The following is a 24852-nucleotide window of genomic DNA, read 5'->3' as shown; positions in this document are numbered from 1 at the left end:
CCCTACGCTGCTCATGCGCCGCTGCCCGCCGGGCGCAGCACCGTGAGCCGCCCGAGCACCCGGCGCAGCAGGCCGAGCAGGTCCGCCTCCGCCCCATCCGGCCGGCCGGAGACCGCCCACAGCGCGACCAGCACCACGGCATAGCTCGCGCCGCCAAGGCCCATGCCGGCCAGCAGCAGCCCGGCGGCGGGCCCCGCCCCCGCCGGCGCCGCGGCCCAGCCGAGGCCGGACTGCCACAGCAGCGCGGCCATGGCGGCGGAGGCGAACGCCGGCCGCCACAGCCGGGCCAGCAGCCGCATCGGGTTCATCCGCAGCAGCCCCAGCGTGCGCGCCACCAGCACCACATGCTCCGCGAGCAGCGACGCACCGACCGCCAGCGCCGCGCCGGTCAGCCCGTAGGCCGGGATCAGCATCACCAGCAGGCCGATGCGCAGCACGCCCGCCGCCAGCGTGATGGCGAGCAGCGTGCCGAGGCGCTGATGCGCGTTCAGCATGGCGCCGCTGACATTGCCGAACAGCACCAGCGTGCTGGACAGGCCGATCACCACCACCACCGGCACCGCCTCCAGCCAGGCCTGCCCGAAGCCCAGCGCCACCACCGGCCCGGCCACCGCCGAGATGCCGATGCCCGCCGGCAGCGTCAGCAGCGCCAGCAGCGCCAGGATGCGCAGGTAGTTCTGCCGCCCGCCCTCCTCATCGGTCCGCCGGCTGGCGGCGAAGCCGGGCATGCAGGCGCGGCAGATCGGGTCCACCAGTTCGGTGGTTGGCAGCGTCGCGACCTCCGCGCCCACGGCGTAGTGGCCGACGGAGGTCGGGCCGAGCAGCCGGCCGATCACCAGGCTCTCCGAGCGGTCCTTCACCATGGCGGTGAAGCTCAGCGCCCAGGCCCAGGCCGAGACGCCCACCAGGTCGCGCCACGCGGACAGCGTCAGGCGCGGCCGGAACGGGTGCATCGCATAGCCCATGCCGACCACGCCGAGGCGGGTGACCAGGATGCCCGCGACCAGCGCCCAGTGGCTGCGCACCACGAAGGCCAGCCCCACCGTCACCACCACGCCGGCCAGGCGCGGATACAGGTTGAGCGCGAATTCCTTCTCGAAGCGCAGGTTCCGCCGGAAATCCACCACGCCGATATTCGCCAGCCCGCTGAGCACGGCGGAGCCCGCCAGCGCCCACAGCACCGGCTCCAGGCGCGCATCGCCGAAGAAGCGCCCAGCCGGCTCCGCGACCAGGGCCACCAGCACGCCCACCAGCAGGCCGCGCAGCAGGTTCAGGGTGAAGCCGGTGTCGTACATGGCGCGGCTCGGCGCCTTGGCGCGGACGATCTGGTCCTCCACGCCCAGCACCAGGCAGGCCTCCAGCGCCACGGCGAAGGAGGTGGCCAGCGCGATCAGGCCGAAATCCTCCGGCGCCAGCAGCCGCACCAGGATCAGCGTGCTGACCAGCCCGATCAGCCGCGTCATCATCCGCCAGGCCACCACCCAGAAGGCACCGCGCGCGGTGCGCGCCAGGATGCTGCCCGTCTCCTCCTCCGCCATCGGTCAGGCCTGCGCCATCTCGGCCTCGGCAGGTGCCGATTCTCCGCGGAGAAAACCCTCCAGCACCAGCAACTGCCAGATCGGCTGGGCATGGTCGGCGCGGCCGGATTCATGCTCGTCCACCAGCCGGTGCAGCGCGACGGCATCGAACAACCCGCTGTCCAGCATCGCCTCCCCGCCCAGCCGCGCACGCACCACCTCCGCCCGTTCGCGGAACTGGCCGGCGATGCCCTGGGCGAAGCCGCGCTTCGGCCCGGAGAGGACTTCGTCCGGCAACATCGGCGCCATCGCCTGGCGCAGGATCTGCTTGCCGACACCGCCTTGCAGCTTCAGGTGCGCCGGCAGCGCCATGCCCCATTCGACCATCGGATGCGCCAGCAGCGGCGGCCGGACCTCGAGCGACACGGCCATGCTGGTGCGGTCCAGCTTGGTCAGGATGTCGCCGGGCAGGTAGGTGTGCAGGTCGGCATACTGCGCCTGCAGCAGCGAATCCTCCGGGTCGCATTCCGCCATCAGGCCGATGAAGCGGTCGGAGGGATCGTAGCCGTCCAGCGTGGTGCGCACCCCGGCCGCATACAGGCCGCGCCGCCTCTCGTGGTGCAGCTTGCAGACCGTGCGGTAGTAGCCCAGCGCGCTGTCCAGGCTCAGCTCCGTCAGCGTGTTGCGCGCGCGCAGCCACCGCGGCGCGCGTGCCATCGCCGGATAGGCCGCGGCCAGCCGCCCGATCACCTGGCGCCGGACGCCGGCCGGCAGCATCCGCCGCACGCCTTCCGACAGCTTGTGGAAGCGGTAGCGGCGGTAGCCCGCGAAGACCTCGTCGCCGCCATCGCCGGACAGCGCCACGGTCACGTGCTTGCGCGCCAGGGTGCAGACGGCCAGCGTCGGCACCGCGGAATGGTCGCCGAAGGGCTCGCCGAAGATCGCCGCCTGGCCGCGCGCGGCGGCGAGGTAGTCGGCGGTGGCGGATTGCGTGCGGTGCTCGGTGCCGTAGCGTTCGGCCACCATCGCGGCGATGGCGCTTTCATCCTCGGCGCCCTCGAAGCCGATGGTGAAGCTGGCGATGCCCTTGTGGGCCTGCGCCGCCAGCGCGGTCACCGCACCGGAATCGAGCCCGCCGGACAGGAAGCTGCCGAGCGGCACGTCCGCCATCAGCCGCGCCCGCACCGCCGCATCCAGCCGCCGCGTCATCTCACCCGCCGCATCGGCCGGCGCCGCGGCGGCGCGCGTCGGCGGCTGCCAGTAGCGGTACAGCGCGGCCGGTTCCGCCGCGCCGCGCCGCAGCACCAGCGCGTGCGCCGGCGGCAGGCGCTGGATGCCGATATGCATGCTGTGCGGGTCCGGCACGTAGCCGAGCGCCAGGAAATCCTCCAGCGCCGCGTGGTTCATCCCGCGCGCCACGCCCGGCAGCGCCAGCAGCGGCGCCAGTTCGGAGGCAAAGGCGAAGCCGCCGCCGGGGGTGCGCGCGTAATGCAGCGGCTTCTCCCCAAGCCGGTCGCGCGCCAGCAGCAGCTCGCCCCGGTCGCGGTCCCACAGCGCGAAGGCGAACATGCCATCCAGCCGGTCCAGCACCCCAAGTCCCCAGGCGCGCCAGCCGAGCAGGATCGATTCCGTGTCGGAGCGCGTACGGAAGACGTGGCCCAGCGCCTCCAGCGCCGTGCGCAGCGCCGCGTGGTTGTAGATCTCGCCGTTGAAGGAAATGACGACCTTGCCATCCGGCGTCGCCATCGGCTGCGCGCCGCCGGCGAGGTCCACGATCGCCAGGCGCCGGTGGCCAAGACCCAGATGCGGCTCGGTATGGAAGCCCTCCCCGTCCGGCCCGCGATGGCGCAGCAGGTCGGTCATGCGGGTCAGCGTGCCGCGATCCGGAATGGCCGGGTCGAGTGGATGGAACAGACCGGTCAGGCCACACATCGATGGCGTCTCCTGGAGTATCAGGGCTGCGGCCGGCTCGAACCCTGCGGTCGAGCCCGGCCGGACTTTCCTATTGAAGGCGCTTGCGAGCCCTTCGCGCCCGGATCACCCTTCAGGCGAAGGGCGATGACGGAAACCGTGCAATGGGGCGTCGGGACAAGGTGAAGCCGGGCCGGAAAGCCAGAGGCCGCTAGGTGCCCGTCCGCTGGTCCCGGCGCGTCTCCATCGCCGTGATCCTGTGTCTTTCCATCGCCTCCTGGCTGCTGTTGGCCACGATCCTGGACTGGCTCGCGGGCTGAGCCGCGCGCGGGCGGGACGGTGCCGCGGGCCGCAGCCCGACCAGCGCCGGGCTGCCGGCGCGCAGCCAGGCCACCACCTGCGCAAGGCCGGCCTCCAGCGTCACCGGCGCACGCAGCCGCAGGGCTTCCTGCGACCGACGGGCGGAGCCGACGGAATGGCGGATGTCGCCGATCCGCGGCGCCTCATGCGCGATGCGCGGGGCCGTGTCGCAGACCCGGCCGATGGTGGACAGCAGGTCGAGCAGCGTGGTCGGCTGGCCGGTGCAGACGTTGAAGACCGGCGCATCCGTCGATGCCACCGGCAGCGCCGCCATCAGCGCCGCCACCACATCCGCCACATAGACGAAGTCGCGCGTCTGCAAGCCATCGCCATGAACGGACACCGCCTGCCCGCGCACCAGGCGCTCGCAGAAGATGGAGATGACGCCGGAATAGGGCGAGCGCGGGTCCTGGCGCGGGCCATAGACGTTGAAGAAGCGCAGCCCGACATTCGGCACGCCGTGCACCAGGCCGGCGACGCGGCCATGCAGTTCGCAGCCCAGCTTGTCGGCGCCATAGGCGGAGAGCGGCCGCGCCGGCGCATCCTCGTCCAGCGGGCAGCTTTCCGGCTTGCCGTAGATGGCGGCGGAGGAGGCATAGGCCACCGGCACCGGCCCACCCTTCGGGGATGCGGTGCGCGCCGCATCCAGCACCGCGATGGTGGCGGACAGGTTGATGCGGTGGGTGTCGAGCCAGGCTTCCGTGCAGCGCGCGACGGAGGCGATGGCGGCCAGGTGGAACACGCCGTCCACGCCCGCCATGGCATCCCGCACCATCGCGGGATCCTCCACCTTGCCGACCATCAGCGTCGCCCCGCGCGCCAGGTTGGCGCGCGAGCCGGTGGAGAGGTCGTCCAGCACCCGCACCCGATCGCCACGCGCGAGCAACGCCGCGCAGAGATGCGATCCGATGAAGCCGCAGCCACCCGTCACGAGAAATGTTGCCACCGATTTACCGCTCTGTTTCCTTGCGGCACCAATACCCTAATTCCAGGACAAAGAGACCGGTCGAATTATTGGTTCGCATGTTCTTGATAAGCTGCAATCTATTCAGATGATTTACGTTCAACGTAAATCCTGGTTGATCTTTTCTCATGTATTAAATTTGATCGCGTTTTGACTGTCCAAAACCTCGAATTGGCCGATGCTGCCGGTTGTGTATCTTGGGGAAAGGACCCTGCGATGCGGATCAGCCTGGTCTGCCCGGTCTACGACACGCCGCCGGAGCTTCTACGCGCGGCCGCCCATTCGGTTCTGTCCGCCACCTCCGCCGCATCCGCGGAGGGCGTCGCGCAGCTGATCCTGGTGGACGATGCCTCGCCCTCCGCGGCGACCCGGGCGGCCCTGGCGGCGCTGGCGGAGGCGGACCGGCGGGTGCTGCTGCTGCGCAGCCCGCGCAACCGCGGCCCGGCCAGCGCCCGCAACCTCGGCCTCAGCGTGGCGATCGGGGAGTGGGTCGGATTCCTCGATGCCGACGACCTGTGGCTGCCGGGGCAGTTGGACCGGTTGCACGGCGTCGCCACGGCGCATCCCGATGCCGGCTGGATCGGCAGCGCACATGCCTGGCTGAACCCGGATGGCGGGCTCGAGGCAGCCCCGATGCTGCCGGCGGCAACGGGCGCGGAGCTTGGCCCCGGGCTGCGCCGCCACGCCGGCCCACCACTGACAGGGCTCATGCTCGGCAATTTCTGGATGCACCTGGGCGCCATGCTGGCCCGCCGCGCGCTGCTCCAGCGCATCGGCGGCTTCGCCGAGGGCCTGGTCTATGGGGAGGACCAGAACCTGATGGCGCGGCTGTCCACGGTGACGCCGCTGCACTACCTGGCAACCCCGGGCTACGCCTGGCGCCGCGGCCGGCCGAGCCTGACCTCGAGCGCCGCCCGCCTGCGCGCGGCGTCCCTGCGCCAGTACGCGGCGGCGGCACGCGACCCGCTGCTGCGGGATTTCCGGCGCGAGATCCACTGGGCGCGCTACAGCGCCACCAAGGGGCTGGCGGTGAACAACCTGCTGGCCGGACGCCGGATGCCGGCGCTGGCCCTGGCGCTGCGCGCCTGGATGCTGGACCCGCGCGAGGTCGGCGAACTCGGCCTGTTCCTGCGCCTGTGGACCGGCAGCGGGCGCATCGATCCCGGGCGCTACAGCAAGGCCGAGGGCTTCGTGGTGCGCGCCCCGCAACAGGACACCCAGCCGGACGACCTGCGGAAGGCCTCGTGAGCACGACACGCGAACATCTTTCGACACCAGCCATGGCCACGCCGCGCGGCGCGCGTGCGAAGGACGCCGTGCTGCGGGCGCTGTGCTTCGGCCTGATGCTGTACTTCCGCGGCGTGCCCTTCGGCTTCGGCAAGGCGCTGCTGTGGAACCGCCTGGTGCGGCCCTACATCCTGTGGCGGCCGATGGACCTGGTCGCCCGCACCCGTTTCGGCGCCCGGCTGGCGGGCAACCTGCCGGACCTGATGCAGGGCTACCTGTATTTCTTCGGCGTGTGGGAGCCGGGGATCACGGCGCTGTACCGTGCCGCGCTGAAGCCGGGCGACGTGGTGGTGGATGTCGGTGCCAATGTCGGCGCGCATGCCCTGCTCGCCGCGCACCTGGTCGGCCCGCATGGCCGCGTGCATGCCGTGGAAGCCTCGCCCTTCATCCACGACCGCCTGTGCCGGAACATCGAGGCGAATGCCGCCTGGAACATCCGCACCTACAACATGGCGGCGACGGACGCGCCCGGCCCGGTCACCGTCTTCCTGCACGATGCCAGCAACCTCGGCGGCACCACCATCGTGCCGTCGGAGGCCACCCGCCTCGGCGCGGTGCGTGAGGCGGTGGTGGAAGGCCGGCCGCTTGGCCAGATCGTGCCGGAGGCGGAGTTGCTCGCAGCACGCCTCATCAAGATCGACGTCGAGGGCGCCGAATGGCTGGTGCTGCGCGGCCTGGCGCCGCTGCTGCCGCGGCTGCGGCCGGATGCGGAAATCCTGCTGGAGCTGAACCCGGCGGCACTGGCGCGCTTCGGCGGCTCGATGGATGCGCTTCTGGCGATGTTCGCGGAAGCCGGCTTCACCGCCTTCGAGATCGCCAACCGCTACGACACCCGCTTCTACATCGCCCCGGTCGCCACCCGGGCCCGGCCCTTCGACCGGCGGCCGGGCGAGCTGGTCGACCTGGTGTTCCGCCGGGCGGCTTGATTGCTGCCCTCAGGCGCCGGGTGCGCACCGCCTACCGGCAGCGCATCACCCGGCTCGGCACCCGCGGCTGGCCGCGGGGCACGATGTTGAACAGCGGGTTGCGGCGGTAATCCTCGTCCCGCGTGTAGGGAGCATCGGCCTCCGACAGCCAGGCATAGGCCCGCGCCGCATCCTCGGACCCGGTCACGTCGATCACCTGCGCCAGGGATTGCAGCGCGAGCTGCGCGTAGTCGCCCTGCGTCTTGCTCCAGCCATCGCCGTTCGACAGGTTGCCCGAGCGCGTCGCCTCCCCGATCGCGGCCCAGGTGTTCAGCGGGTTGCGCGCATCGGCATCGGCGTTGACGGCCAGCAGGTAGGCCGCGCCATCGTTCGGCGGGAAGCCCTGCCGGCCGGCCAGGAAGCGGCCGGCGAGGAAATTCTCCATCCAGCGCAGCACCGCCCGCGCATCCGGGCTGCCCTGCCGCGCAGCGGCCGCGGCAGCGGAGGCGAAATAGTCCTGCTGCCAGGGCGGCAGGGCACCGCGCACGCCGTATTCGCCGGGAATCCAGCCATGCGCCTCGCCCTGCGCCTGGGTCCAGCGCGGAATCTGCTGGCGCACCCAGGTCCAGTTCGCCTGCGACGTCTCGCGCAGCCAGGGCGTCGTCGCGTCCTCGTCCGGGCTGGCCCAGGCGGCGTTGGTCAGGGTCCGCAGCGACCAGGCCGAGCCGCGCACCTGGTTGCCGCGCACCACGTTCACGCCCTCCGCCACGCCGGGCCGGCCGGCGGTGCCGCGCGGGGCGGGCCAGCGCCCGATCACGCACCAGCAGGCCTGCGCCTGCAGCCCGTCCAGGAAGGCGCGGCGGCCGGTCAGCAGCCAGGGCAGGTAGGACAGGTCGGGCTGGTGCGAGGCCGCCAGCGACCAGCCGGTGTCGCCCGAGATGCGCTGCGCCAGCCCACCCGGCGGCGGCCCGCCGCGCGGGTCGGTCCACAGCCGCGGCCAGCGGCGGGTATCCATCCAGCGGCCGGCCTCGGTGTCCCAGTAGTGCCAGGGAATGCTGCCGGCGGCCTCGGCCTGGCCGATGGCGTGCATCGCGGCGCGCGGGTCGCCGGTGATCAGCCAGGCGGCCTGCGACTGCGTCATCGGCCCGATGTCGGGGCGCCCGCCGCCGCTGCCCATCGCCCGCAGGACCCCGCGCGAATTGAACGGCTGCGCCCAATCCTCGCTGCCGATCTGCCGCGCCATGTTGCCCAGCAGCCCGGCCGCGACGCCGGTGGTCAAATCGTAGCGCGGCGCAGCGCCGGCCTCCGCCAGGTAGGTCGGGTCCGGGCGCACCAGCGGCACCGGGGCGCCGGTGTGCATCAGGCGGCCCCAGGCCGTGTACTGGTGGTGGCGCGGGATTTCGGCCGCCATCGCCTCCTGCCCGTCGAGCAGCACGCGCACGCGGTAGCCGACCGCGCCGCCGCCGGGCCGCATGGCGCCGTCGTTGCGCATCCACAGCTCCAGCGTCACCTCGCCATCGGCGCGCAGCGTCACGTCGGAGACCATGCGCAGCGAGGTCACGCCGCCCACCTCCACCGGCGTCACCACCCGCATCTGCACCGCCAGCGGGCCGGACTGGAACGGGCGCGCGCCGCGCCGGGCGAGCCCCTCCGCCAGCAGCGCCATCAGGTCGATGGCCTGGCCGTTCAGCTCGATGGTGATGCTGCGCCGCGCCATCAGCGGCGTCACGTCGAAGGCCCGCGCCGGCGCGGCGCGGCCGCGGGACAGGATCACGCCGGCGCGGCTGCCACGGCCGACCTGCGGCGCCGCCAGCGCCAGCACGGCGAAGCGGGCGGAGCCATCCTCGTGCCGGCTCAGCACATCCGCCTGCACCGGCAGGCCGGCGCCATCCGCCAGGCGGGCGACCAGGCCGGCGCCGCGCGGCAGGTCGCCCGCCTTGAAGACCTGGCCGAAGGTGACCACCGCGCCGGCCGGCGCGCCGCTGCCTTCCAGCAGCAGCGCCACGATGTCGCCCTGCCGGTCGAGGCAGGGCAGCGGCTCCATCATCACCACGGCGGTTTGCGCGGCGGCATCGCGGGGCAGAAGGGGCAGCAACCCGAGGCCAGCGCCCAGGGCACCCAGCCCACGCCTTGTCACACTCATGCCAGAACCTCACGGAAAACGGCCAGCTGGCCAGCGGTGGTCTCGCCCCAGCCGAAGCCCTCGGCATAGGCGCGCGTTGCAGCCCGCCCGGGGTGCAGCAGCAGCAGGCGGCGCACGGCGGCGGCGATCGCCTCCGCCGTGGTTTCCTCCATCACCACCCCGGCGGCGATGCTGCGCACCGCCTCGCGGCTGCCCCAGGCGGGGCTGGCCACCACGGGGGTGCCGCAGGCCATGGATTCCAGCAGGACGTTGGCCCAGCCCTCGCGGCTCGAGGCCAGCACCAGGGCATCGGCGGCGCCGTAGTAGCGCGGCAGCTCGGAATGCGGCCGGGCGCCGAGCAGGTGCACGCGGTCCGCCACGCCGAGGTCCTGCGCCAGTTGCAGCAGTGCATCGCGCTCCGGCCCGTCGCCCAGCACCATCAGCGCGTGGCCGGGCAGCAGCGGCAGGGCGCGGATGATGTGGTCGTGCCCCTTGCGCGGAATCAGGTGCCCCACCGAGACCAGCAGCGGCCCGGCGCCGAGGCCCAGCGCGCGCCGGACCGAAGCGCGGTCCTCCGGGTCGCCATCCGGGATCGGCCGGAACGCCTCGAGGTCGACGCCGTTGCGCAGCACCGTCACCTTGCCCGCCGGCGCGCCGAGCCTCACCAGCCCGTCCTTCAGCCCGACGCTGACCGCGATCAGCGCGTCCGCGTCGCGGATCGCGCGCTGGATCAGGCGTCGTGGCAGGCGGTGGTCCGGCAGCTGCGAGATGTCGGACCCCCGCGCCGTCACCACCACCGGCAGGTTGAACTCCCGCCCGAGCCAGACGGCGACGACGCCATCCGGATAGGCGTAGTGCGCGTCGATCGCATCGAAGCGGTGGCCGGCCGCCAGCAGCTTCGCCAGCGCGGCACGCGCGGCCAGGTGCAGCGCCGCCGGGCCGGTCAGCATGCCGATGCCGGGCAGCGCGGCGTAGCGCGGATGGTGCACCACCAGCCCGTGCCGGACCGCCTGCGCCGGCACCGCGGCGAAGCGGCCCCAATCCTTCAGCTTCGCGCCGAGGCGCTGGGGCAACCGGGCGCCGAGGCGGCCCGGAGAAAAGGGAAACCACGGCACCGGCGCCAGGACGGTGCTGGTCGCCTCACCGCTGGCGACCAGGTGCCGCAGGCGGTTTTCCACGAACACGCCATGATTGGGCAGCGCCGCGTTGGGGTACAGGGTGCTGAACGTCAGCAGGCGCAGCACGCCAGCCTGGCCCGGCCGGCTCCCGCTTCGGGGTGGCTTCGCGGGCGAAGGCGCCGGCGGGGCGGCGGCCGGGCAAGGCGCCGAGGCTGCGCCAGCTTGGCTTCCGGGCAGCGGCGCCGGCGCGGGCGGCGCGGCCGGACCCGTCAGAATCGTCTGGTCCGGCGGCATCAGGCGCGCCCTCCTCGATCATGTCGAATGGCCACCAGATGTCCCCCTTCATCGGCTTGTCCTGCGCCGCCCAGGCGCAAAGCCAGCCGATGCCGATGAGCATGCAGAGGAAATAGATGCCGTCCATGCGGCGGCTCCTTCGTCAGAATTGGCATGGCCAGAATTGTCACGGGATGTTCGGGCGTCATGCCGTGCGCCATCCCGTCCGCGTCGCGGCGGCGCCGGCTTGGCGCCACGCCGGCTGCACCTCCGGGTTCATCTGGCGCCGCGCCAGGCCGTAGCCGGCCCCGATCACCACCAGCAGCGTCCACAGGAAGTCCCAGTAGCTGAGCGACAGGAAGGTGCCGCTGACCACGTAGGCGACCAGCGAGACCTGCGACATGCGCCCGAGATCGTAGGCCCATCTCAGCTCCGGCCGGTTGCGCGCCATCCCCACCATCATCTGCGCATAGATCGCGCCGGCGACGAGCAGGCCGCACCAGACGAAGAAGGTGATGAAGCCGTGTTCGCCCAGCAGCTCGAACCAGATGCTGTGCACCGCGCGCGCCGGCCCGCCGGGCTCCACCGTATCCACCACGCGCTGGTTGTACGGTCCGGTGAAGCCGGAGCCGGTGATCGGGTTCTGCACCGCGAGCTTCCAGGAAATCGCCCACAGGTCCAGGCGCCCGGTGGCGGAGCGATCCTCCTCGTAGGTGCCGATGGTCTCCATCCGCTCGAACCACGCCGCCGGCATGAAGGCGATGGCACCGGCCAGCGCGAAGGGCAGCACCAGGGCGGCCACCATCTTGCGCTGGCTGCGCCACCACAGCACGGCCAGCATGGCCACAAGCCCCAGCAGCGCGCCGCGCGAGTAGCTGGAGATGGTGGCCAGCAGCGTCAGGCCCATGGCGAAGGCCAGCCCGAGGCGTATCAGGTGGTGCCGCGACTGCATGCGCAGGTAGTTCATCAGCGGCAGCGTCACCAGCATGCCCGCCGCCAGGTGGTTGTTGTCCGAGATCATGGTGTTGGGCGGCCCCCAGATTCGGTAGCTGCCGCCGGTGATGATGGCGAAGATGCCGCCGCGCACGCCGAAATATCCGACCGAGATCACCATGATCCAGACCAGCGCATGGATGCGCCAGCGGTCGGTCAGCAGGAAGCTGGTCAGCAGCAGGCCGAGGATGACCTTGCTGACCTGGCTGTATTTCGCCCAGGCCGCATCCGGAGCCGCGATCGCCATCGCCGTCGTCATGGTGATGCACAGCAGGAAGGCGATCAGCAGCCAGGTCACCGCGTTGAACACCGGCTTGCGCGCCTCGACGGACAGCACGCAGCCGGCGACGGTCGCCATGAACACCAGCGCCGCCCAGGGGATGCCGCCGGCGAAGCCGTAGACCAGCCGGTGCGGATTCATGAAGGAAATCCAGCACCACAGCAGCACGCCGACGAACGGCTTGAAGAACGACATCGGCAGCAGCGCCAGCATGGCGATGAGGAGGACTGCGTCACGCATGGTGGGTGTTCACCGCGGAGAGGAGGTCAGGGTGGCGCGCAGGCGTTCGGCCGCCGCGCGTTCGCCGAAGCTGGTGCCCTCGGCCAGCGCCGGCGCCAGCACCTCCAGCGCCTCGGCGCGCTCGCCGGCCTGGTGCAGCGCATAGGCCAGGTGGTAGCGCGCGCCCGGCTGGCTGCCGGGGCCGATGGCACGCCGCAGCAGTTCCACCGCCAGCCGCGTCTCGCCGCTGCGCGCCAGGATCCAGCCCAGCGTGTCCGCCGTCTCGACGTTGGGGGACAGGTAGTAGGCGCGCTCGGCGAAGGCGCGCGCCTCCGGCATCTTCGCCTCCCCCTGCTCGCCCAGCACCCAGGCCAGGTTGTTCAGCGCCACGGCATTCTCCGGCGTCGTCGCGACCACCCGGCGCAGCCGCTGTTCCGCCTGCGGCAGGCGGCCCGCCACCAGGTCGAGCTGCGCCAGCAGGTTCAGCGCCACCACATCGCCCGGGTTCGCCGCGACCCAGCTCGCCAGGCCGCGCTCCGCATCCGCGGCCTTGCCGGCGGCCTGCAACGCGCCGGCCAGGCGCACCGCCAGGGTACCGGAGGGGGCGCGTGCCTGCGCCGCCGCATAGGCCTCCGCCGCCTGCTGCGGCTGGCGCAGCGTCATCAGCAGGTCGCCATGCAGCGCCTGCGCGGTGGCCGGCGCGTTCGGCGCGGTGGACCGGCGCCGCGCCTCCGCCAGCGCCGCCTCCTGCCCGCCATCCTGCAGCAGCAGCCCGATCAGCGCCTGTTGCAGCACCGGCTCGCCCGGGGCCTCCCGCAGGCCCTGGCGCAGCAGGGTTTCCGCGCCGCGCTTGTCGCCGCCGCGCAGCAGCAGCGCCGCCAGCTGCCGGCGCGCGGCGACCGAGGCCGGGTCTTCCGCCAGCGCCTCCCGCGCCGCGGATTCCGCCAGGCTGAACTGTTCCGCCGCAGCATGCAGCTCGGACCGTGCCAGGGGCAGCGCGGCGCCGCGCTGGCCGCGCAGCGCCGGGGTGTCCAGCACCGCCAGCGCGCCGGCCGGGTCGCGCCGTTGCAGCAGCAGGTTGGCATGCGCCAGCGCCAGGGGCGCCGAGGCCGGACGCGAGGCCTGCACGCCGGCGATCGCCGCCAGCGCCGCCTGCGCCACCGGCCCCTCGGCCCGGGCGAGCGTGGACAACCGCGACAGCGCCTCCGCATTGGAGGGCTGTTCGCGCAGCACCGCGGCCAGCAGCGGCACCGCCTCCGCCACCGCGCCCTGCTGCACCAGCACGCGGGTCAGGCCGAGCCGGCCGCCAACGCTGGTCGGATGCCGCGCCACCACCTGCTCGAAGGCCTGCTTCGCGCCGGGAAGATCCAGCCGCAGCAGCCGCAGCGTGCCCTCCAGCACGCCGGCCATCTCGCCCTGGCGCGCGGCCTCGTCCAGCTTCGCCATCTCGGCGGCGGCCGCGTCCAGGTCGCCGCGCGCCATGGCGCCGGCCACCAGCATCTCCCGCGCGCCGGCCTGGGGCGGGCCGAGTTCCAGGGCGCGCCGCACCACCTGCTCGGCGCCGGCATTGTCGCCCACGGCCATCCGCGCGGCGCCCAGGCGGGTCAGCAGCGCCGGGTCGTCGGGGGCGATCCGCACCGCCTCCTCCATCGCCGGCACCGCCTCCGCCGGGCGTCCGGCGGCGGTCTGGGCCCGTGCCAGGGCCTCGTACAGCACCGCGTCGCGCGGCCGGTTCTGCGTCGCCCGGGACAGCACGGCGGCGGCTTCCTCGTGCCGCCCGGCCGCCATCGCCATGCTGGCCAGCAGCTTGGCGCCGCGTGGGTCATCCGGGTTGCGCGCCACGTGGCGCCGGGCCGAGTCCTCGGCCTGCGCCGCCTGGCCCAGCCCGCCCTTGGCCAGCGCCTGCAACAGCAGCCCGTCCGGGAAATTGGTCACCTGCGGGCCGAGGCGCTGCAACGCGGCGTCGGCACCGGCCCAGTCGTTCTGGCTGGCCAGCTGCATGGCGCGCAGGTAGACGCCGGTCGCGCTGTTCGGCGCGCCGGTCAGCACCACGTCCAGGTCACGCCCGGCGGCGGCGGCATCGTTGGCCCGCAGCAGCGCCTCCGCGCGGCGCAGCCGGGCCGGGATGTCGCCAGGGTTGCGCTCGATGACCTGGCCGAAGCTGGCGATGGCCTCCGCCACGGCGCCGCGTTCGAGCAGCAGCGTGCCGCGGCGCAGCCGGGCCTCACTGGCCGCCGGGTGCGCCGCCAGGAGGCGGTCGAGGCGGGCCTCGGCCGCGGCGCGGTCGCCTTCCGCCAGCAGCACCTCGGCGAGCGCCATGCCGGGCTCCATCGCCTCCGGCGCCAGGCGTTCGGCGAGTTCCGCCGATTGCCGCGCCGCCGGAATGTCGCGCAGCAGCAGTTGCGCCATGGAGCGTCCGACGGCGACCTGCGCGGCGGCGGCCGGCGGCGTTTCCGTCTGCGGGAAGTCCGCCAGCAGCTCCCGCGCCTTGTTCTGCACCAGGTAGGCGCGCACCAGCAGCGCGGTGCCGGCGGCCGGGTCCAGCCCGCGCTCCAGCGCCGCCCGCGCCTCGCGCTCCGCCGTCTCGCCATCGCCAAGGTCGAGGCTGGCACGGGCCAGCGCGGCGCGGATCTGCGGATCATCCGGCAGGGCGCGCACGGCGTTGCGCCATTCGATCTGCGCGGCGCGCAGTTCGCCGCGGGCGGCGGCGGCGCGCGCCCGTTCCTGCGACGGGTGGCCCTGCTGGGCCTGGGCAAGCGGCGCGGCCGCCATCAGGGCGGTCAGGGCGAGAACGGGCAGCGCGAGGGTGCGACGGGCCATGATGGGGGGTTCCGGTCAGCTGGGGGTCGGGTCGGCGCGCTGCGGCGTCAGACCATGCGTTTCGAGAAGGTCATAAAGGGTCGGCCGGCTGATCCCGAGCAGCCGTGCGGCGGCCGAGAGGCTGCCATTGCCGCGCGCCAGGGCACGGCCGATCATCTCGCGCTCGGCACGCGCCCGGGCGGCGCGCAGGTCCAGGTCCTCGGTCGCCGTGTCGGTCACCGGCACCGCCAGCTCCAGGTCGGCGGCACCGACCAGCGGGCCTTCCGCCATCAGCGCCGCGCGCTGGATGCGGTTGCCGAGTTCGCGCACGTTGCCGGGCCACGGATGTGCCGCGATGGCCGCCAGCGCGCCGTCGTCGAAGCCGCGCAGCCGGCGCTGCGCTTCCTGCGCGAAGCGCGCCAGGAACCAGCGCGCCAGCAGCAGCACGTCGTCGCCGCGGTCCCGCAGCGGCGGCACGCGGAGCGTCAGCGCGTTCAGCCGGTACAGCAGGTCCTGGCGGAACTGGCCGCCGGCCGCGTGTTCCTCCAGCGGCTGGTTGGTGGCGGAGACCACGCGCACGTCGACACGGATCCTGGTTCGCCCGCCGACGCGTTCCACCACCTGGTCCTGCAGGAAGCGCAGCAGCTTGGCCTGGAGTGACATCGGCAGGTCGCCGACCTCGTCCAGGAACAGCGTGCCGCCATTCGCCGCCTCGATCTGCCCGGTCACCTGGCGCACCGCGCCGGTGAAGGCGCCGCGCTCATGGCCGAACAGCTCGCTTTCCAGCAGCGCCTCCGGGATCGCCGCGCAGTTCAGCGCGATGAACGGCTTTTGCGCACGCGGGCCGAGGGTGTGCAGGGCGCGGGCGAGGGCTTCCTTGCCGGTGCCGCTCTCGCCCAGGATCAGCACGGGCACGGAGACCGTCGCCAGGCGCTCGACGCTGCGGCACAGCTTCAGCATCGTCTCGTCGGCGGTGATGATATCCGCGATCGGGCTCGGGCGCGGCGCCGCGGCCAGGCGCTGGTTCTCCTCCTCCAGCGCGCGCAGCCGCAGCGCGCGGTCCATGATGGTGCGCAGCACGTCGAGGTCGACCGGCTTCTCGCAGAAGTCGTAGGCGCCGAGCGACACCGCGCGCAGCATCGTCTCCCGCTGCCCCTGGCCGCTGGCGACGATGATGGGCGTGCCGGGGGCGATGGCACGCAGCGCGGCCAGGGTGGCAAAGCCTTCCGCCACGCCCTCCGCATCCGGCGGCAGGCCCAGGTCGAGCAGCACAAGCGCCGGCTCCTCCCGCTTCGCCATCGCCTCGGCCTGCTTGCGGTCGTTGGCGATGACCACGCGGCAGGTCGGGAAGGCCCAGCGATACTGGGCGCACAGGCCCGGATCGTCCTCCACCACCAGCAGCTTCGGCTTGCTCATGCCGCGATGTCCTCGATGATCTCTTGGCCCGAAGCCGGGCAGGGCAGGGTCAGGCGCATGGTGGTGCCGGTGCCGGGCGTACTCAGCACCAGCAGGTCGCCGCCGGCGCCGCGCAGCAGGTCGCGCGCCTGCCAGGCGCCGATGCCGTTTCCCCCCACCCGGCCGGACACCAGCGGGCGGAACAGCCGGTCGCGGACGAAATCGGCGGTCATGCCGGGGCCGCGGTCGATGATGTCGATCACCACGCATCCGGCCTCCCGCCGCAGCTCCACCGTCACCGGCACGCCGGGGGGCGAGGCTTCCGCGGCATTGTCCAGCAGGTGGCGCAGCGCCGCCTCCAGATCCTCGGGCGCGATCTGGAGGCGCGGAACGCGATCCTCCGCCCGCAACTGCACCGGATGCGGCACGTCGCGCAGCACGCGCTGCAGCGTCTCGGCCGGCCCGGTGGTCATCGCCGGGCCGCCGGGCGCCGCTGGCGTGAGCGCCGCGGTGCCGGGCGTGGCGACGCCGGACGCCGCGATAGCGGAGGCCGGCGCCTCGGGTTCCGGCGCGCGCAGGCGCGCGATCAGCGCATTGATCCGGGTGGCGGCGGCGCCCACCGTCAGCAACATGTCGCGCTGGAAATCCGGATCGGCGATGTTGTCCTCGGCATTGGCCAGCACCAGGGTGAGCTGGCTTGCCACGTTCTTCACGTCATGCGCCACGAAGGCGAAGCGCTTCGCATGTTCCGCCAGCGCGCGCTGGTCGTGCAGGCGCTCCGCCGCGCGGCGTTCCGCCAGGAACAGCGCCACCTCGCGCCCCACGGCGCGCAGCAGGTCGAAGGCTTCCTGGTCCAGGCGGAAGGGCGCGCGCGGCGGCGCCAGCAGCACCAGGCCGAGCAGCCCGTCCCGGTGGTGGCGCAGCGGCACCGCGATCCAGATCGGCCCGAGCGCGGGGTCCAGGTCGCCCGGCACCTGCGTCACGATGCGGGTGCCGTCTTCCGTCGCCTGCAGCAGCGGGTGGCCTGCGGCCAGCACCATGGCGCTGGCCGGCAGGTTCCACGACCCGGCCCAGCGCAGCGGCGCCATCGGGGCGTCCTGCAGCAGCAGCAGCCCGGCCGGGCTGTCCACGGGGTCCGCGATGGCGGTGATGGCGCGCTGCTCGGCCTCGGCGTTCTGCGCCGACAGCGTGGCGACGCAGCGCAGCCATTCGGCGCGGTAGTCGAACCGCGCGGCGAAGAAATGATCCACCACCAGCCGCCGCAGCCGCGACCGCAGGGAGGCGGAGGAAACCCCGACGGCGACCGCCAGCAGCGCCCCGGCCAGCAGGCTGATCTGCGCCGCCTGGCCCCAATCGGCGCCAAGTTGCCGCAGGCCTTCCCCCACCGCGCCGACACCGGTCAGGAAGGTGCCGGCGATCACCAGGGTGGCGCCATGGAACACCACCTGCCGGGACACCGGGGGGTCCCGGTGCCAGCGGCGGTCGCGGGCGGCCGCGATGGCCAGCAGCGGCAGCGCCACCGCCGTCAGCACCGCCCGCGCATCCAGCATGGCCTGCGCATAGCTGTGGTGCAGCGCGGCATCGGCGTGCAGCACGACATCGAAGGCGGACAGCGCACCGAGCGTCAGGCAGGGCAGGATCACGTGCCAGCGCACCGCGCGGCCGACATTGCGCAGCAGGTTCTCCGCCACCACCACCACCAGCAGCGCCAGGCCGAGCCGCGCCAGCAGGCTCGGCGAGCCGAGACCCTCCGGCTGCGGCGCGCCCGGCAGCAGCGCCGCCAGCCCACCCAGCACCAGCACCACGCCGGCCAGCGCGAAGCGCAGCGACAGCGGCCGGGCGGCGGCGCCGCCGACCCGCCAGCCCAGCAGCAACAGGACGCCGAGCCAGGTGGCGCTGCGGGCGATCTCCAGCGCGCCGGACAGCCCGGTCAGCGGCGTCTCCGGCTGCAAGGCGACGGCGGCGGCCCAGGCGGCCGCGGCGGCGCTGGCGAGTGCCAGCAGCAGCCCGGCGCGGCCCCGGCCACAGACCAGGATCAGCGCCACCCAGCCGAGGCACAGCACAGCGACCGCACCATGCAGCAGCGGAGACGCCCCGATTGTCATGGCGCCCCCCTGGGCCGCGCTGCGGTCGCGACACGCATCAGCGCGCGCCTTCCTGGAACAGCACCACGCGCACGGTGCCGAGCAGGATCAGCAGGTCCAGCAGCAGGCTGCGGCGGCGCACGTAGTACAGGTCATAGGACAGCTTCATCCGCGCATCCTCGACCGATGCGCCGTAGGGGTAGTTCACCTGCGCCCAGCCGGTGATGCCGGGCTTCACCACTGCGCGGTCGTTGTAGTGCGGAATGATCTCGCCGAGCTGCGCAACGAAGGTCGGCCGTTCCGGGCGCGGACCGACCACGGACATGTCGCCGCGCAGCACGTTCAGCGCCTGCGGGATCTCGTCGATTCGGGTCAGCCGCAGGAAACGGCCGATGCGCGTCACCCGCGGGTCGCCCCGCATCGCCCAGCGGGCAACGCCGCCGGCCTCCGCATCCGTGATCATGCTGCGGAACTTGAACAGCATGAACGGGCGGTTGTTCAGCCCGACGCGTTCCTGCCGGTAGAAGACCGGCCCGCGGCTGTCCAGCTTGATGGCCAGCATGGTCAGCAGCAGCAGCGGCAGGGTCAGCAGCAGCAGCGAGCCTGCGGTGGTGATGTCGAGGGCGCGCCGGAACGCCGCTTCCATCCGGCCGGTATGCGCGGCCTTGGCACCGGCGAGCCAGCCCGGCTGCAGGCTTTCCAGGTCCAGCCGCCGCAGGCCGTGTTCCGTGAACTCGGCCGGCGTGAACACCTGCAGGCCGGCCGCGGCGCAAGATTGCCGGACCGCCGCGGAGACCGGCGCGCGCCCCGGCGCCACCACCGCCCAGATGCGCCAGGCGCGCAGGCGGCCGCGCTGCAGGGCCTGGCCCAGCGCCTCGCCCACCGGCAGCGCCAGCGTCACCTCGAAAGGCTGGAAGCCGCGATCGGCCGGCGGCCTGTCGGCCGTCTCGCCAGCGCCCATCGCCGCCGCGTCCGCCGGCGGGTCGCCGCCCAGCACCGCAACCCGCCGCAGCGGCGGGCGCAGCAGCGTGAAGCCGAGCCGGGTGACCAGGATGGCGGCGGCGGTGCCGAGCATCACGGAGACCAGCGCATGGCGCTGCACCGGGCTGACGCTGTCGCCATCCGTGAACTGCAGCGCCAGCACCGACAGCAGCAGCAGGATCACGGTGCCGGTCAGGCCGGCGACCAGCGTGGCGCGCAGCCCGGCCAGCGTTCCCGGCTCGTACAGGCCGACGGCGCCCGCCACCAGCATCACCACCGTCGCGGTGGTGGCCGCCAGCAGCGCAGCGGCGGCCAGGCCTTCGGAGGTGCCGAAAGGGCCGGCGCCGGCGAGCAGCGCGAAGACCGCCAGGAACACGGCACCTGCCTCCCAGAGGCACAGCGCAAGGATTTCAGATCGAACCGAATGGCCAAACAGATTTGTCATGGGGAGATGTCCTCGTCGGGAAGCATAATGCGGCAAACGCGGACATCATGTGATCCGAATAATAATCACAAAAGATTGTAAATGAGATGATTTAGGCATAAATTGGACAAAATTTCGCTCTGCAAAAATGTGCCCCGTTTTTCGACCCCGGAATTTGCCTGGATTGCTTCAGGTGTATTTGAATTGATCTAAGCGTGAAATCCTGTACTTGAATTTTAGGTGGCGTTGCGCCGCAGCGTTTTGTATCGATCCCGCTGTCATGTGGCGCGTACCGTCGGGGAAACCTTCCGGATTGACGTGTCCGCAGTTCACTCCAGCCAAGGGCATCCGGCATGAACAGTATCCGCTTCGCAGGGATCGCGGCCTTGTCGCTTCTCGCGACTGGTCTCGCGGCATGCACGGCGCCCGCGCCGAGCCTGCCGCCGCCCGAGGCGGCGCAGCCGACCTCCGGCTACCAGATCGGTGCCGGCGACACGCTTTCGGTCTTCGTCTACCGGGCACCGGAGCTGAGCGCGCCGAACCTGCCCGTCCGTCCGGATGGCCGCATCTCGCTGCCGCTGGTGCCCGACATGCAGGCCGCCGGCCGCACGCCCACCGAACTCGCCCGCGCCATCGAGGGCCAGCTCCGTGAATTCGTGCGGGAGCCGAATGTCACCGTCATGGTGCAGTCCTTCGTCGGCCAGCCCAACCGCCAGATCCGCGTGATCGGCGAGGCGACGCAGCCGCTGGCGATCCCGTATCGGGAAGGCCTCAGCGTGCTCGACGTCATGATCAATGCCCGCGGCCTGACCCGCTTCGCCGCCGGCAACCGCGCCGAGATCGTTCGCCGCCCGCCCGGTGGCGGTGACGCGCAGGTGATCCCGGTGCGCCTCGACGACCTGCTGCGTGGCGGCGACATCAGCCAGGATGTCGCCATGCAACCGGGCGACACCCTCGTCATCCCACAAGGCTGGTTCTGAACCATGAACCTGAATGCGCTTCTGCGCCGCACCCTCGCCGCTGGCGCGCGGCATCGCTGGAAGGCCCTGGCACTCGCCTGGGTGGTGTGTCTGGCCGGCTGGGCGGGGGTCGCGACGATCCCCAACCAGTACGCCTCGACCACCCGCATCTATGCCGACGCGGATGCGATCCTCGGCCTGCTGCTGCGTGGCATCGCCATCGACAGCTCCCCGGCCGGGCAGGTGGAGACCTTGCAGCGCACGCTGCTCAGCCGTCCGAACCTGGAGAAGATCATCGACCGCACGGGCCTCGAGGCCCGCGCACGCACGGTGGAAGCCCGTGAACAGCTGCTGACCAACCTGGCGCGCGACATCCAGATGCGGACCCAGACGCGCAACCTGTTCAGCATCGAATACCGCGACCAGAACCCGCAGATCGCGCATGACGTGGTGCTGACCGCGCTGAACCTGTTCATGGAAGCGGCGACGGTCACCGATCGCCAGCAGATGGACAACGCGCGCGAATTCGTGAACCAGCAGATCGCCTCCTACGAGGTGCAGCTGCGCCAGGCGGAACGACGCCGCGCCGAGTTCCAGACCCAGTACATGGACATCCTGCCCAACGCGGCGCTCGGCGGCATCTCACGGCTCGAGACGGCGCGCGCCCGGGTGGCGCAGGTGCAGGGCCAGCTGGAGGATGCGCGCCGGCGGCGGGAGCTGACGCAGTTGCAGCTCGATACCGCAGCGGCACAGCCGGCCCCGGTCGGCGGCGGCGGCGGCAATCCGCGGCTCCAGGAAGCCCAGCGCGTGCTGGCCGACCTGCAGCTGCGCTTCACCGATGCGCACCCGGATGTCCGCGCGGCGCAGAGCCTGGTGGCCTCGATCCGCGCAACCGGTGGTGGTGGTGGTGGCGGCGCAGTCCGTGCCGCCCCGCGCGAGAGCCAGGCGCTGGAGCTGATGCGGCTGCGGCTGGTCGATGCCGATGCCGAGATCGCCTCGCTCGAGAGGCAGGAGCGCGAGGGCCTGGTCCAGGTGGAACGCCTGGATGACATCGCCCGCAGCGCGCCGCAGGTGCAGGCGCAGTTCCTGAACCTCGACCGTGACTACACGGTGCTGCGCAACAACTACGAGGAACTGCTGACCCGTCGCGAGTCCCTCCAGATCGCCGGCGCGGCCCGCGACAATTCCGAGCGCGTGCGGCTCGAGGTGGTGGACCCGCCGACGGTGCCGACGCAGCCGGTGGCGCCGAACCGCCTGCTGTTCTCGGCCGGCGTGCTGGTGGTGGGCCTCGGCGCCGGCGTCGGCCTGGTGCTTCTGCTGATGCAGTTCGACCGCAGCTTCTACACGGTGGCCGACCTGCGCCGCATCGGCCTGCCGGTGCTAGGTGCCATCACCGCGCCACGTCGCCGCATGGCGGCGCTGTCCGGTCTCGGCTTCGCCGGTGGCGTGGCCATGCTGTTCCTCGCCTTCGGCGCGGTTCTCGCGGGTGCGCCCCGCCTCATCGCAAGGATGTTGGCATGACCGGCCTGACTGCACCCCGAAGCCACCTCGCGGAACGCGCGGTGGCGGCGATGGGGCCGCTGCGTGGCGGCGATACCCTGGCGCCGGATGCGTTCGCGCCCGGCGCCCCCGGCACCCTGGCGCCGAACGGCGGGACGGCGGATTTCACCCTGCCGCCGCGGCCGAACACGGACGCCTTCGGCATCCCGCCGGTGGCGTCGCCCTCCAGCGCGCCGCCGGCCATCGGGATGGACGCGCTGCACAACGCCGGGCTGTCCTTCAACCCGGGCGCGGAGACACGCTCGCGTCTGGCGGAGGAGCTGCTGCTCATCCAGAACCAGGTGCTGCGCGCCATCCCGCCGCTCGAGACGGTGCGCAACAGCGCCGCCTGCCGCCAGCTGGTGATGGTGACCAGCGCGCGTCCGGAGGAAGGCAAGAGCTTCATCGGCCTCAACCTGGCCTGCAGCATCGCCTCGAGCACCGGGCAGGCCGTGGTGCTGGTGGATGTCGACGGCAGCAGCGATGCGCTGACGGACCGTCTCGGCATCGGTGGGGAGGCCGGCCTGCGTTCGCTGGCACAGGACCCGACGCAGCCCATCTCCCTGCTGCTGCGCAGCACGGCGATCCCGGGCCTGTCGGTGCTGCCGCATGGTGCGCGGCTGGCGGGCCAGGGCGCGCCGAGCGGCACCGCGCTGGCCGCGGCCCTGCGCGCCGTGGCGCTGGCCCTGCCGCGGCACGTGGTCGTGCTGGACACGCCCGCGGCCCTTGCTTCCTCCTACGCGCCGACGCTGGCCGCGATGGTCGGCCAGGTGCTGCTGGTGGTGCAGGCGGAGGAAACCCAACGCGACGCGGTGGAAGCCGCGCTCGATGTGCTGGAGGCCTGCCCGGTCCTGCAGCTTGTGCTGAACCGCAGCCGGATCAGCAGCGATGACAGCTTCGGTGAGACCACGGCGGCCAATGATGCGTAACTCCCAGCGCGGCCGCGGGGCCGCACGTGTGTCGCCGGACGGCGCCGCACTGATCCGCTTCGGCCGCGGCGCGAGCCGCCGCGACATCCCGCCGCACACGCCAGGCTACACGCTCGGCCCGCGCAGCTTCATGGCGGTGGCGCTGGCGCTGTCCCTGGCCCCGATGACCGGCGATGCCGCGACGCCGCCGCTGCCGGGCGATACCGGCGTGGGATCGCTGCCTTCGGCGCGCGCCGCCGCCCTGCCGCGTGGCGAGGATGGCCTGCCGCTGGCCCCGGCCGATACCGCGCCGCAGATCCGGCTGGGCAATTTCGGCTTCCCGATCACCGGCGAGCAGCCGACGCTGACGGAACCGGGGTCCGGCCGCGCCTTCACCATCACGCCGAGCATCGAGGTGCAGGCGCTGGCGACGGACAATGTGTTCAACAGCCCCAACCGGAAATCCTCGGACGTCATCACCACGGTGACGCCCGGCGTGGTGATCTCCGCCGACACCGCCCGCCTGCAGGGCGTGCTGAACTACCGCCCGAGCGCGCGCTTCTATGCGAACAACTCGGACGAGAACAGCATCGACCACAACTTCAACGGCGCGGCGCTGGTCACGCTGGTGCCGGGCTTCGCCTACCTGGATCTGCGCGGGCAATCCGCCGTCCGCAGCTCGAGCGGCGGCCGGGCGCCGGAATCCGGCCTGGTGACGGATGACGACGACCGGCTGCAGACCACCAGCTTCCAGGTCTCGCCCTACATCGTGCATCGTTTCGGTGACACCGCGACGATCCAGATCGGCTACGCCTACCTGAACGTCGACCAGTCCGGCAATTCGCTGGTGCAGGGGCCGGACGGGCAGGTCTTCAACGTCGGCCAGTCCTACGAGGCGCACCAGGGCTATGCCGTGGTCCGCACCGGCCCGGCCTTCGGGCGGCTCGCCATGGAAGGCCGGCTGGAGGCGACGGAGTACGTCGGCGACGGCGTGCTGGACGAAGCCTATCGCCGCATCGGCACGGTGGAGGCGCGCTACGCCATCCTGCGCGGCCTGTATGTGCTGGGCGAGGTCGGCTACGAGCAGCAGCGCTACGGCGGCAATCCCGGCGTCGACATCGACGAACCGGTGTGGTCCGTCGGCGTTCGCGTCGATGTCACCGACCGTGGCACCGTCACGGTGCGCTACGGCCGGCGCAACGGCTTCAACTCCGCGTCGCTCGATGCCGCGGTGCAGGTCGGGGTCCGCACGCGGGTTTCGGCCCGCTACAGCGAGGGGCTGAGCAATTCGGCGCTGGAGGCCGGCGACCTGCTGACCACCACGACGCTGGACCAGTTCGGCAACCCCGTCGACCTCGCCACCGGCCTGCCGGCGACGCGGCCGCTGACGGGGTCGTTCCTGGGATCGGAGAACAGCCTGAACCGCGTCAAGACCGCCTCCGCCACCCTGTCCCAGGCCTGGCCCCGCGACCGCTTCGCGCTGACCGTGCGGCGGGAGGAGCGCACGCCGATCTCGGTCGCGGTCGGTGGCAGCAACTTCGCCCAGACCGGCACCTCCGGCAGCATCACCTGGGCCCGCAGCCTGTCGGAAAGCACGGAGGCGGTGGCCTTCGTGCAGTACGGACGCACCAGCAGCGACGTGTTCGGCGATGGCACCGTCTCCAGCATCGGCCTGACCTTCGTTCAACAACTTCGCGAGCGTCTGACCGGCCAGCTTCAATTCGGCCGCAATACCCGGGACAACTCCGGCACCGGCGGCCGCTCGACACAGAACTTCGTGCTCATCGGACTACGCCAGACATTCTAGGAGGCCC

Annotated in this window: 16 protein-coding genes; 6 read left to right on the top strand and 10 right to left on the bottom strand. The window is 72.5% G+C overall.

The annotated features are described in order from the left end of the window. Positions 1 to 11: 11 nt before the first annotated feature. The 3 genes from ACFHPP_RS18740 to ACFHPP_RS18730 form a co-directional block, all read right to left on the bottom strand. Positions 12 to 1538 (bottom strand): oligosaccharide flippase family protein, encoded by a 1527-nt coding sequence (locus ACFHPP_RS18740; RefSeq protein WP_437164751.1) that lies wholly within the window; start codon positions 1536 to 1538, stop codon positions 12 to 14. Positions 1539 to 1541: 3 nt separating this feature from the next. Next, entirely contained in the window at positions 1542 to 3449 is a 1908-nt protein-coding gene (gene asnB, locus ACFHPP_RS18735) for an asparagine synthase (glutamine-hydrolyzing) (RefSeq protein WP_437164750.1), read from the bottom strand. Between the two features lie 190 nt (positions 3450 to 3639). Further along, positions 3640 to 4734 (bottom strand): NAD-dependent epimerase/dehydratase family protein, encoded by a 1095-nt coding sequence (locus tag ACFHPP_RS18730; RefSeq protein WP_437164749.1) that lies wholly within the window; start codon positions 4732 to 4734, stop codon positions 3640 to 3642. A gap of 234 nt (positions 4735 to 4968) precedes the next feature. Between ACFHPP_RS18730 and ACFHPP_RS18725 the strand changes: the two genes are divergently transcribed. Next, positions 4969 to 6000 carry a glycosyltransferase gene (locus ACFHPP_RS18725; protein ID WP_437164748.1) on the top strand — a complete coding sequence of 344 codons (1032 nt, stop codon included), beginning with the start codon at positions 4969 to 4971 and terminating at the stop codon, positions 5998 to 6000. Next, on the top strand, positions 5997 to 6965 hold the full coding sequence (locus tag ACFHPP_RS18720) for an FkbM family methyltransferase (RefSeq protein WP_437164747.1): 969 nt from the start codon (positions 5997 to 5999) through the stop codon (positions 6963 to 6965). Before ACFHPP_RS18725 ends, ACFHPP_RS18720 begins: the two co-directional genes overlap by 4 nt. A 31-nt stretch (positions 6966 to 6996) precedes the next feature. Here ACFHPP_RS18720 and ACFHPP_RS18715 read toward each other — a convergent pair whose 3' ends face one another. The 7 genes from ACFHPP_RS18715 to ACFHPP_RS18685 all read right to left on the bottom strand — a co-directional run bounded on the left by ACFHPP_RS18715 (position 6997) and on the right by ACFHPP_RS18685 (position 19653). Further along, positions 6997 to 9087 carry a hypothetical protein gene (locus ACFHPP_RS18715; RefSeq protein ID WP_437164746.1) on the bottom strand — a complete coding sequence of 697 codons (2091 nt, stop codon included), beginning with the start codon at positions 9085 to 9087 and terminating at the stop codon, positions 6997 to 6999. Beyond that, entirely contained in the window at positions 9084 to 10310 is a 1227-nt protein-coding gene (locus tag ACFHPP_RS18710; protein ID WP_437164745.1) for a glycosyltransferase, read from the bottom strand. Before ACFHPP_RS18710 ends, ACFHPP_RS18715 begins: the two co-directional genes overlap by 4 nt. 352 nt (positions 10311 to 10662) lie before the next feature. Further along, positions 10663 to 11970, bottom strand: coding sequence for a putative O-glycosylation ligase, exosortase A system-associated (locus tag ACFHPP_RS18705; protein WP_437164744.1), 1308 nt, complete (start codon positions 11968 to 11970; stop codon positions 10663 to 10665). Between the two features lie 9 nt (positions 11971 to 11979). Next, the gene (gene prsT / locus ACFHPP_RS18700; RefSeq protein ID WP_437164743.1) at positions 11980 to 14769 is read right to left on the bottom strand and encodes an XrtA/PEP-CTERM system TPR-repeat protein PrsT; all 2790 of its coding nucleotides are present in this window, start codon (positions 14767 to 14769) and stop codon (positions 11980 to 11982) included. A gap of 15 nt (positions 14770 to 14784) precedes the next feature. Beyond that, on the bottom strand, positions 14785 to 16164 hold the full coding sequence (gene prsR / locus ACFHPP_RS18695; protein WP_437164742.1) for a PEP-CTERM-box response regulator transcription factor: 1380 nt from the start codon (positions 16162 to 16164) through the stop codon (positions 14785 to 14787). After that, the gene (gene prsK / locus ACFHPP_RS18690) at positions 16161 to 18248 is read right to left on the bottom strand and encodes an XrtA/PEP-CTERM system histidine kinase PrsK (protein ID WP_437164741.1); all 2088 of its coding nucleotides are present in this window, start codon (positions 18246 to 18248) and stop codon (positions 16161 to 16163) included. Before prsK ends, prsR begins: the two co-directional genes overlap by 4 nt. Before the next feature lie 37 nt (positions 18249 to 18285). Beyond that, positions 18286 to 19653 carry an exopolysaccharide biosynthesis polyprenyl glycosylphosphotransferase gene (locus ACFHPP_RS18685; protein ID WP_437164740.1) on the bottom strand — a complete coding sequence of 456 codons (1368 nt, stop codon included), beginning with the start codon at positions 19651 to 19653 and terminating at the stop codon, positions 18286 to 18288. 332 nt (positions 19654 to 19985) lie between these two features. Here ACFHPP_RS18685 and ACFHPP_RS18680 point away from each other — a divergent pair, with 332 nt between their 5' ends. From ACFHPP_RS18680 to ACFHPP_RS18665, 4 genes are read left to right on the top strand one after another with little or no spacing between them, the layout of a single operon-like run. After that, the gene (locus ACFHPP_RS18680; protein ID WP_437164739.1) at positions 19986 to 20612 is read left to right on the top strand and encodes an XrtA/PEP-CTERM system exopolysaccharide export protein; all 627 of its coding nucleotides are present in this window, start codon (positions 19986 to 19988) and stop codon (positions 20610 to 20612) included. A gap of 3 nt (positions 20613 to 20615) precedes the next feature. Next, positions 20616 to 22112 carry an XrtA system polysaccharide chain length determinant gene (locus ACFHPP_RS18675; RefSeq protein ID WP_437164738.1) on the top strand — a complete coding sequence of 499 codons (1497 nt, stop codon included), beginning with the start codon at positions 20616 to 20618 and terminating at the stop codon, positions 22110 to 22112. Beyond that, complete coding sequence (locus ACFHPP_RS18670) at positions 22109 to 23059, top strand: hypothetical protein (RefSeq protein WP_437164737.1); 951 nt, start codon at positions 22109 to 22111, stop codon at positions 23057 to 23059. Before ACFHPP_RS18675 ends, ACFHPP_RS18670 begins: the two co-directional genes overlap by 4 nt. Then, positions 23049 to 24845 carry a TIGR03016 family PEP-CTERM system-associated outer membrane protein gene (locus tag ACFHPP_RS18665; RefSeq protein ID WP_437164736.1) on the top strand — a complete coding sequence of 599 codons (1797 nt, stop codon included), beginning with the start codon at positions 23049 to 23051 and terminating at the stop codon, positions 24843 to 24845. The genes ACFHPP_RS18670 and ACFHPP_RS18665 overlap by 11 nt, the downstream gene beginning before the upstream one ends. Positions 24846 to 24852 lie beyond the last annotated feature (7 nt).

It is taken from the genome of Falsiroseomonas sp. E2-1-a20 (assembly GCF_051433195.1).
GTDB lineage: Bacteria > Pseudomonadota > Alphaproteobacteria > Acetobacterales > Acetobacteraceae > Falsiroseomonas.
The sequence above is the reverse complement of the archived record's forward strand: the minus strand, read 5'-3'. Positions and strand labels throughout refer to the sequence as shown.

Bases quoted from the DNA above. Each gene is read 5' to 3' on its own strand.
- ACFHPP_RS18680 (WP_437164739.1), top strand. From the start codon at position 19,986: ATGAACAGTATCCGCTTCGCAGGGATCGCGGCCTTGTCGCTTCTCGCG.
- prsT (WP_437164743.1), bottom strand. From the start codon at position 14,769: ATGGCCCGTCGCACCCTCGCGCTGCCCGTTCTCGCCCTGACCGCCCTG.
- ACFHPP_RS18715 (WP_437164746.1), bottom strand. From the start codon at position 9,087: ATGAGTGTGACAAGGCGTGGGCTGGGTGCCCTGGGCGCTGGCCTCGGG.
- prsK (WP_437164741.1), bottom strand. From the start codon at position 18,248: ATGACAATCGGGGCGTCTCCGCTGCTGCATGGTGCGGTCGCTGTGCTG.
- asnB (WP_437164750.1), bottom strand. From the start codon at position 3,449: ATGTGTGGCCTGACCGGTCTGTTCCATCCACTCGACCCGGCCATTCCG.
- ACFHPP_RS18740 (WP_437164751.1), bottom strand. From the start codon at position 1,538: ATGGCGGAGGAGGAGACGGGCAGCATCCTGGCGCGCACCGCGCGCGGT.
- ACFHPP_RS18685 (WP_437164740.1), bottom strand. From the start codon at position 19,653: ATGACAAATCTGTTTGGCCATTCGGTTCGATCTGAAATCCTTGCGCTG.
- ACFHPP_RS18675 (WP_437164738.1), top strand. From the start codon at position 20,616: ATGAACCTGAATGCGCTTCTGCGCCGCACCCTCGCCGCTGGCGCGCGG.
- prsR (WP_437164742.1), bottom strand. From the start codon at position 16,164: ATGAGCAAGCCGAAGCTGCTGGTGGTGGAGGACGATCCGGGCCTGTGC.
- ACFHPP_RS18665 (WP_437164736.1), top strand. From the start codon at position 23,049: ATGATGCGTAACTCCCAGCGCGGCCGCGGGGCCGCACGTGTGTCGCCG.
- ACFHPP_RS18705 (WP_437164744.1), bottom strand. From the start codon at position 11,970: ATGCGTGACGCAGTCCTCCTCATCGCCATGCTGGCGCTGCTGCCGATG.
- ACFHPP_RS18725 (WP_437164748.1), top strand. From the start codon at position 4,969: ATGCGGATCAGCCTGGTCTGCCCGGTCTACGACACGCCGCCGGAGCTT.
- ACFHPP_RS18670 (WP_437164737.1), top strand. From the start codon at position 22,109: ATGACCGGCCTGACTGCACCCCGAAGCCACCTCGCGGAACGCGCGGTG.